General features: G+C 72.5%; 3 protein-coding genes. 1 reads left to right on the forward strand and 2 read right to left on the reverse strand.

What is annotated here, in order from left to right:
• The coding region (locus ACFC1R_RS37995; protein ID WP_375946293.1) for a type I polyketide synthase at positions 1-7,130 on the reverse strand (7,130 nt) is incomplete at its 3' end.
• A gap of 645 nt (positions 7,131-7,775) precedes the next feature.
• Here ACFC1R_RS37995 and ACFC1R_RS38000 point away from each other — a divergent pair.
• Positions 7,776-8,102: a nuclear transport factor 2 family protein gene (locus ACFC1R_RS38000; protein WP_375946294.1), complete on the forward strand. Its 327-nt coding sequence runs from the start codon at positions 7,776-7,778 to the stop codon at positions 8,100-8,102.
• Positions 8,103-8,471: 369 nt separating this feature from the next.
• On the opposite strand, the gene ACFC1R_RS38005 is transcribed toward ACFC1R_RS38000, so the two are convergent.
• Positions 8,472-8,897 carry a hypothetical protein gene (locus ACFC1R_RS38005; RefSeq protein WP_045306540.1) on the reverse strand — a complete coding sequence of 142 codons (426 nt, stop codon included), beginning with the start codon at positions 8,895-8,897 and terminating at the stop codon, positions 8,472-8,474.
• Positions 8,898-9,409 lie beyond the last annotated feature (512 nt).

The following is a 9,409-nucleotide window of genomic DNA, read 5'->3' on the forward strand; positions in this document are numbered from 1 at the left end:
ACCGCGTCGAAAGCCCCGGCGAACACCGGGAACGCCCCGTACAGCTCGGCGCCCATCCCGACCCGCTGACTCCCCTGCCCCGTGAACAGGAACGCCGTCCGGCCGGCCGAACCCGCGACACCCGTCACCGACAGAGCCGAAGCCTCACCCCGCGCCAGAGCCTCCAACCCGGCACGCAGCTCCGCACCATCCGCACCGACCACCACCGCACGGTGCTCGAACGAACCACGCGTACTCACCAGCGAGAAAGCCACATCCGCCGGCGACAGCCCGGACCGCTCCTCAAGATGCGCCGACAGCCGACCCGCCTGCCCCCGCAACGCCTCAACCGAACGACCCGACAGCACCCACGGCACCACCGACGCCGCAGACGCCGCAGACGCCGGTCCTGCGACCGGCTTGGCGGACGGCTTGGCGTCGAGGGCCGGCGGCTGCTCGATGATGGTGTGGGCGTTGGTGCCACTGATGCCGAAGGAGGACACGGCGGCGCGGCGCGGACGCCCGGCCTCCGGCCACGGCCGGGCCTCCGTCAGCAGCTCCACCGCACCGGCAGACCAGTCCACGTGGGTGGACGGCTCGCCGACGTGCAGGGTCTGCGGCAGCGTGCCGTGGCGCATCGCCATGACGACCTTGATGATGCCCGCGACACCGGCGGCGGCCTGGGTGTGGCCCAGGTTGGACTTCACCGAGCCGAGCCAGAGCGGCTGCTCCTCGGAGTGCTCCTGACCGTAGGTGGCCAGCAGTGCCTGCGCCTCGATCGGGTCACCGAGCGTCGTACCCGTACCGTGCGCCTCGACCAGGTCGACCTCGTCGGCCGACAGTCCGGCGGAGGCCAGGGCCTGCCGGATCACCCGCTGCTGCGAAGGGCCGTTCGGGGCGGTCAGGCCGTTGGACGCGCCGTCCTGGTTGATCGCGGAACCGCGCACGATCCCGAGTACCGGATGCCCGTTGCGCCGCGCGTCCGACAGCCGCTCCACCAGCAGCATGCCCGCGCCCTCGGCCCAGCCGGTGCCATCGGCGTCGTCGGAGAAGGACTTGCAGCGGCCGTCGGCGGCCAGCCCGCGCTGGCGGCTGAAGTCGACGAACGTGTCGGGGGTGGACATCACGGTCACACCGCCGGCCAGCGCCAGCGAGCACTCCCCGGCGCGCAGCGCCTGGATCGCCCAGTGCAGCGCGACCAGCGAGGACGAGCAGGCGGTGTCCACGGTGACCGCCGGGCCCTCAAGACCGAGCGCATAGGCCACCCGGCCGGACGCGATGCTGCCGGCGCTGCCGGTGCCCAGATAGCCCTCGACGCCCGGGGGGATGGCGGGGAGGCGGGAGATGTAGTCGTGGTACATCACGCCCGCGAAGACGCCGGTGCGGCTGCCGCGTACGGACTCCGGGTCGATGCCGGCCCGCTCGAACGCCTCCCAGGACGTCTCCAGCAGCAGCCGCTGCTGCGGGTCCATCGCCAGCGCCTCACGCGGCGAGATCCCGAAGAAGCCCGGGTCGAACTCGCTCGCGTTGTGCAGGAACCCGCCCTCCGCCGTGTAGGAGGTGCCGGGGTGGTCCGGGTCCGGGTGGTAGAGGTTCTCGACGTCCCAGCCACGGTCGGTGGGGAACGGCGAGATGCCGTCCGTACCGGAGGCGATCATGCGCCACAGGTCCTCGGGGGAGCGCACCCCGCCCGGGTAGCGGCAGGCCATGCCGACGATCGCGATCGGGTCCCCCGCGTGGCTCGCCAGTACCGGCGCCGCCTCGGCGGCCGCCTCGCGCAGCCCCAGTGCCTCGGTGAGCAGGTAGTCGGCGAGGGCGGTGGGAGTCGGATAGTCGAAGACCACGGTGGCCGGGAGCCGGACACCGGTCGCGGTGTTCAGGCGATTGCGCAGCTCGACCGAGGTCAGCGAGTCGAAGCCGGTCTCCCGGAAGGCCTTCCCCGGGTCGACGGAGTGCGGGCCGGCGTGGCCGAGGACGAGAGCGACCTGGGTACGGACCAGGTCCAGCAGTGCTCGCTGCTGGTCCTCCTCGCCCAGGCCGAGCAGACGGGCCAGCAGTGTCGCACCCGCTGCCGACGCTCCGGCCTCGGCCGCCCGGCGGGCCGGACTGCGGACCAGGCCTGCGAGTACGGAGGGCAGTTGGCCGACCCTCGCCTGGACGCGCAGCCCTGCCTGGTCGAGGTGGATCGGTACCAGTACGGCAGCGTCCTGGACGAGAGCAGCGTCGAACAGGGCGAGCCCCAGCTCGGCGGTGAGCGGGGCGACACCGCCGCGCGCCATCCGCCGGACGTCGGCCTCGTCGAGGGTGCCCGCCATGCCACCCGCCCACAGGCCCCAGGCGAGGGAGGTCGCCGGGAGGCCGGCGGCACGACGCTGGACGGCGAGGGCGTCCAGGAAGCTGTTCGCCGCTGCGTAGTTGGCCTGACCGGCAGCACCGAACAGACCGGCGGCGGAGGAGAACAGCACGAACGCGGAGAGGTCGTGATCCTTCGTCAGCTCGTGCAGGTTCCACGCCGCGTCGACCTTCGGACGCAGCACGGTGTCCAGACGCTCGGGGGTGAGCGAGGAGACCACACCGTCGTCCAGCACACCGGCCGTGTGCACGACCGCCGTCAGACGGTACCCGGCCAGCAGAGCGGCGAGCGCCTCACGGTCCGCGACGTCACAGGCCGCGAACACCGGCTCCGCACCCAGCTCCCGCAGACTGTCCGCGAGTTCCGCTGCACCCTCCGCCTGCGCCCCACGGCGCGAGACCAGCAGAAGCCTGCGCGCACCGTACTCACTCACCAGATGCCGCGCGAACAGCGCACCCAGCGTGCCCGTCGCACCCGTCACCAGCACCGTACCCTCAGGATCCAGCACCGGCCGCTCGGCCCCGACAGCCGAAGGCACCCGCCCGAGACGGAGCGCCAGCGCCTTGCCTGCCCGGACCGCCAGCTGCGGCTCACCACAGGCGAGCGCACCGGGCAGTACGCGGAGCGAAGCCTCGTCCTCGTCCAGGTCGAGCAGGACGATCCGCCCCGGATTCTCCGACTGCGCCGAACGCAGCAGACCCCACACCGCAGCCGACGCCAGATCCGGCACCGACTCCTCAGCAGAGGCCGCCACCGCACCACGCGTCACCACCACCAGGCGGGAACCAGCGAACGCCTCCTGCGCCAGCCAGCCCTGCACCAGGCCGAGGGCCTTGCCCACGGCGGCCCGGACGTCGGCGGCCGACTGCTCCGCACCGCCGCCGAAGCCGAGCGGCAGGAACACGGTCCCGGGGGCCTGGCCGTCAGCGTCGAGGCGTGCTGCCAGGGCGTCCAGATCCTGCGGCGTGTCGACGCCGTGGCCTGCGACGAGCATGGCGGTGGCCAGGCCGAGCCGGTCGGTTCCCACGATGGTGTGACGCTCGGCGGCGCCGTCGGCGGGCTCGGGCAGCACAACGGCGGTCCACTCCACGCCGAAGAGCGAGTCCTTCGGCGCAGCGGCGCGGCTTCCGGCGCTCCGGAGCCGGCCGGCGACCACCGGACGGAGCGTCAGGTTCTCCACCGAGCAGACCGGCGCGCCCGAGGCGTCGAACGTGGTCAGTGCGACGGAGTCCGGGCCCGTGGGCACGAGCCGCACCCGCAGCGCGGCGGCGCCCACGGCGTGCAGCGAGACGCCGGCCCAGGAGAACGGGAGGCGTCCCTGACCCCGGTCGGACTCGCTGTCCAGGACACCGCCCAGCGCGGTCGCGTGGAGGGCGGAGTCCAGGAGTGCCGGGTGCAGGCCGAACCCGGACGCGGCTGCAGCCGCCTCCTCCGGCAGGGCGATCTCCGCGAAGACCTCCTCGCCGCGTACCCAGGCCGCCCCGAGGCCCCGGAAGGTGGGACCGTAGCCGAAGTCGGAATCGGCCAGGCCCTCGTAGAAGCCGGACAGGTCGACTGCCCGGGCGTCGACCGGCGGCCACACCCCAGGATCGAAGTCGGCCCGGCGCTCGGCCTCGGTGGCGCCGCGCGAGGAGGAGAGCAGACCGTCGGCGTGCCGGGTCCACGGCTCCTCGTCGTCGGCGTCCTCCGGGCGGGAGTACACGGTCAGCTGCCGCACGCCCGCACCCTCGGGCCGTCCGACCCACAACTGCACCTGAACGCCGCCGCGTTGCGGCAGCACCAGCGGTGCCTCAAGGGTCAGCTCCGCCAGCCGGTCGCAGCCGACGTGGTCGCCGGCCCGGATCGCCAGTTCGACGAAGGCGGTACCCGGGAGCAACACGGTTCCGCCGACGGCGTGATCGGCCAGCCACGGGTGGGACTGGAGCGAGAGCCGACCGGAGAAGAAGAACCCGTCACCGTCGGCGAGGGCAACCGCGGCACCCAGCAGCGGGTGGTCGGCCGACCCCAGGCCGATCGCACGGGCGTCACCCACGAGTGGTGCGGTGCGATCGATCCAGTACGCCTGACGCTGGAAGGCGTAGGTGGGCAGGTCGACGCGGTGCGCGCCGGTACCCGCGAACACCGCCTGCCAGTCGAGCCCGGCACCCCGGACGTGCAGCTGTGCCAGTGCGGTCGTGAAGCTGAGCGCCTCGGCGCGGTCACGGCGCAGGACCGGCGCGAACACCGCCGCCTCCTCCGCCACACACTCCTGCCCCATCGCCGAGAGCGTGCCGTCCGGACCCAGCTCCACGAACGTACGGACGCCCTCACCCTCCAGCACCTGGATCGCGTCGTGGAACCGGACCGCCTCGCGGACGTGGCGGACCCAGTACTCGGGGGTGACCAGCTCGTCGGCGACCTTGCCGGTCAGGGTGGAGACGATCGGGATCCTCGGCTCCTGGAAGGTCAGACCCTCCGCGACCGTACGGAACTCCGCCAGCATCGGCTCCATCAACGGCGAGTGGAACGCGTGGCTGACCATGAGCCGCTTGGTCTTCCGGCCATCAGCGGCCAGCTTCTCCGCAACCTCGAGAACCGCCTGCCCGGCGCCGGAAATCACCACCGACGACGGCCCGTTGACCGCCGCGACACCCACCTCGGCCGTCAGCAGCGGCAGGACCTCCGCCTCGGACGCCTGCACCGCCACCATCGCACCACCGGCGGGCAGCGCCTGCATCAGCCGGCCACGCGCCGCGACCAGAGCCGCAGCATCCGCCAGGGAGAGGACCCCGGCGACGTGCGCGGCCGCCAGCTCACCGATCGAGTGACCCGCCAGGAAGTCCGGCCGGACACCCCACGACTCGGCCAGGCGGAACAGCGCCACCTCGACCGCGAACAGCGCAGGCTGCGCGTACTCGGTCCGGTCCAGCAGACCGCCCTCACCCGCGAACACCACCTCCCGCAGCGGACGCTCCAGGTGCCCATCCAGCTCGGCACAGACCGCGTCGAAAGCCCCGGCGAACACCGGGAACGCCTCGTACAGCTCGGCGCCCATCCCGACCCGCTGACTGCCCTGCCCCGTGAACAGGAACGCCGTCCGGCCGGCCGAACCCGCGACACCGGTCGCCGACCGAGGCGAAGCCTCACCCCGCGCCAGAGCCTCCAGCCCGGCACGCAGCTCCGCACCATCCGCACCGACCAACACCGCACGGTGCTCGAACGAACCACGGGAACTCACCAGCGAGAAGGCCACATCCACCGGCGACAGCCCGGACCGCTCCTCAAGGTGCGCCGACAGCCGACCCGCCTGCCCCCGCAACGCCTCGACCGAACGACCCGACAGCACCCACGGCACGACCGGCGCCACCGGCACCGCAGACGCCGCAGGCGCCGCAGAAGGCCCGTTCGGCTCCTCGGCGTCGTCGGCGGCAACGGCGGGCGCCTGCTCCAGGATCGCGTGCGCGTTGGTGCCGCTGAAGCCGAACGAGGAGACACCCGCGCGGCGCGGCTCACCGGTCTCCGGCCAGGGACGTTCCTCGGCGAGCACCCGTACCGAGCCCTCGGCCCAGTCGACGTGCGGCGACGGCTCGCCTGCGTGGAGGGTCTGCGGCAGCACGCCGTGCTGCATCGCCAGCACCATCTTGATCACACCGGCGACGCCTGCGGCGGCCTGGGTGTGGGCGAGGTTGGACTTGACCGAACCGAGCCAGAGCGGCCGGTCCTCGGCGCGGTCCTGGCCGTAGGTCGCGATCAGCGCCTGGGCCTCGATCGGGTCACCGAGGACCGTGCCGGTGCCGTGCGCCTCGACGGCGTCGACCTGCTGGGCGGTCAGCCGTGCGTTGGCGAGCGCCTGGCGGATCACCCGCTGCTGGGAGGGGCCGTTGGGCGCGGTCAGGCCGTTGCTGGCGCCGTCCTGGTTGACGGCGGTGCCACGGACCACGGCCAGCACCGGGTGGCCGTTGCGGCGGGCGTCCGACAGGCGCTCCAGCAGCAGCATGCCGACGCCCTCGCCCCAGCCGGTGCCGTCGGCGTCGGCGGAGAACGCCTTGCAGCGGCCGTCGGCGGCCAGCCCGCGCTGGCGGCTGAAGTCGACGAACGCCTCGGGGGTGGACATCACGGTCACACCACCGGCCAGGGCCAGCGTGGACTCGCCCGAGCGCAGCGACTGGACGGCGAGGTGCAGCGCGACCAGGGAGGAGGAGCAGGCCGTGTCGATGGTGACGGCCGGGCCTTCCAGGGCCAGGGCGTAGGCCACCCGGCCGGAGGCGATGCTGGCGGAGCTGCCGGTGCCCAGGAATGCCTCGACGCCCTCGGGGACGGAGTGCAGACGGGCGGCGTAGTTGTGGTAGATGACACCCGCGAAGACGCCGGTGCGGCTGCCGCGCAGGGTGGCCGGGTCGATACCGGCCCGCTCGAACGCCTCCCAGGAGGTTTCGAGCAGCAGCCGCTGCTGCGGGTCCATGCCCAGCGCCTCGCGCGGCGAGATCCCGAAGAACGCCGGGTCGAACTCGGTCGCCCCGTGCAGGAATCCGCCCTCGTTGACGTACGAGGTGCCCGGGTGCTCGGGGTCCGGGTGGTAGATGGTGTCGAGGTCCCAGCCGCGGTTGACGGGGAAGCCGTCGACTGCGTCCTGGCCCTGGCTGACGAGCTGCCAGAGCTCTTCCGGGGAGCTCACGTCGCCGGGGAACCGGCAGCTCATCCCGACGATCGCGATCGGCTCGTGGTCCGCCGCCTCCACCTCCTGGAGACGCTGGCGGGTTTGGGCCAGATCGGCCGTGACCCACTTGAGGTAGTCACGAAGCGTTTCTTCATTCGCCATTAAATGCCCACCTCTTCAACGCATCCATTCGGCTCACGTCGTTTCGACGGATTTCACCGGCAGGAACTCGCCACTCTTTTCGGCAAAAGCCGACGACATGCAGGAAGCCCCTGGGCGAAGTTGTCGGCAACTTCGGGCACCAGGAGCTTCGCCGGGATCGCCTATTGCAATTCGCGATCCGAGATTATGGTTCGGCCCGAGCGGCCCTCAACCCCTATTCTGCCCCTAGCCTCCGCCTTTCAGTTGGGCCTGGCCGAGCCGGGTTGAAGAGCTGTGAGCACGGGCGCATGAATGCCGGCCGGCAGCCGCCGAGGGGTCGAGGTGCAGGCGATCGGGCTGCAGGCGATCGGGGTGCAGGCGATCGGGCCGAACACCTCGGGCCGGTCACGCAGTCGAGGCCGGAGCGGCGATCGACTCGCCGTCGGGGAGCATCACCACCGGTTCCGCGGTGTTCCGGCCCGGATCGTGGCCGGTGCCGCGCGGACGCAGGCGGCGCAGGGCATCGCCGAAGGCGCGGGTGAGCCCGGTAGCGCCGGCGAGATCGGCCGGCCGTCGGGATCCGGCTGCGAGGTGGGGATCGTGCCGATCGGCAGGTGGTCCCGATTTTCCCTGGACGAGCGAGCGAACACTCTGCATGATCAACTGGTGACCACCCCGGAGATCATCGTCGAACGCCAGCTCGCCGCCTACAACAGCCATGACCTCGACGCCTTCGCAGCGACGTACGCCCCCGACGTCTGCATCAACCGCCGCAGCGGCGACCGCCTGCTCGGGCGCGACGCCGTGCGGGAGGCGTACGCCGACATGTTCGCCAAGGGCCGCTGCCGGGCCGAGATCGTCGGCCGACTCACCGAGGGCGACTGGGTGGTGGACCACGAGATCGCCCACGGCATCACGGACGACCCCCTCCGCGTGCTGGTCGCCTACCGGGTCCGCGAAGGCCTGATCGACCACGTCGACTTCCTCGGCTGACTGCCGGACCTCCCTGAGCCGTCAGGGCCGCCACGCGACGCCCCGGGCCGGCCAGTCCCTGGTGGCGACCTCGGACCGTACGGGTGAGTGGGGGGTCAGCGGGTCAGCGGGCTGCCGTCCCGGGAAACGACTCGGTGGCCGTTCGCAACGGCGTCACGGTGACGAAGACCTGCACGCGCGGAGGCCCGGGACGGGCCGGAATGCGCATGACCGGCCTCATCGTCGGTGCGCCGAAAACGACTTGGGCGACTCCATGGGCCAGTAGAGCACCCTCACACAGCGGCCGGAGGACGAACTCGCGGATCAGGCAGTGAACCGCGCGGCCGCGGACAGTGGTTGTACCGACTGTCCGCGGCCGCGCTGCCGGACTCAGCGGACGTTCACCGTCGCCAGGCCGGAGGTCCTCTCGCGTACGGGCTGGCCGTCGGTCGGGCTGGTCAGGCCGTACACCACCGCGCGGTACTCCAGGACGCCGCTGTGCGCGGCCTTGACGTGTGCGGTGGCCTGCGCCTCGGTGCCCGTGGCGACCACGGCACCACAGGTCACCCGGTGCCACGCCTGCCCGCCACTGCGGCCCTCCAGGCACACCCGCAGGTAGACAGCAGCGTCGTCGTCCCCGTGCGCCGTGACCGTGAAGGTCTGGCCGGCATGTGCCGTGTGCGGTGCCGTGATGTCCACACCGCCCTTGGCGAACGCCGGCGCGGCGGCCAGAGTCACCGAGGCCAGACCGAGCGCACCGATCACCGCCACACGGCCGCCCCGGATCTTCGTCCCGGTCTTCTTCGTCCTGCTCATGGACTTCCCTCCCCGTGGGTCTCCCCCCATGGTGAGACCCACCCCTTCGCGGAGGCGCCCGATGCGCCTCACTGAGCACCAGGACGGGCCGTCCGTCCCGCCCGGTTGCACCCGGCCGGCCACCGTTACGGATCCATGACAAACCTGACGGTCTGTCAACCGAGCGGCTCCGGACGGCCGGGACGACCCCACGGCACCGCCACGCCGCCGCACCAGCTCGACCGGCCTGGCGAACTGCTGCTGCGTCAGCCCCGGGAACGGCTCACTCCGCTTCGGATCGTTCACCGCGATCAACCTCGCCCGTGATCCGACCGAGTGATCACCCCACCCGCGGTCCGGCCAACGCGCCGGCCGCCGGGCAGTCCCGGGACAGCCATGGGGGCCACCGCCTCGGGAACGGCCCGGACAGCGGCCGGCCCCGGTCCGGGCGCCCCCCACGGCCCGGCCGCGGGCCCCGACCCACACCCCCCCCCACGGGGGAGTTAACCCACGGCCAAACGCCGACCACGTCG

Origin of the sequence: Kitasatospora sp. NPDC056138 (assembly GCF_042264695.1) — a bacterium.
GTDB lineage: Bacteria > Actinomycetota > Actinomycetes > Streptomycetales > Streptomycetaceae > Kitasatospora.

Bases quoted from the DNA above. Each gene is read 5' to 3' on its own strand.
- ACFC1R_RS38005 (WP_045306540.1), bottom strand. From the start codon at position 8,897: ATGAGCAGGACGAAGAAGACCGGGACGAAGATCCGGGGCGGCCGTGTG.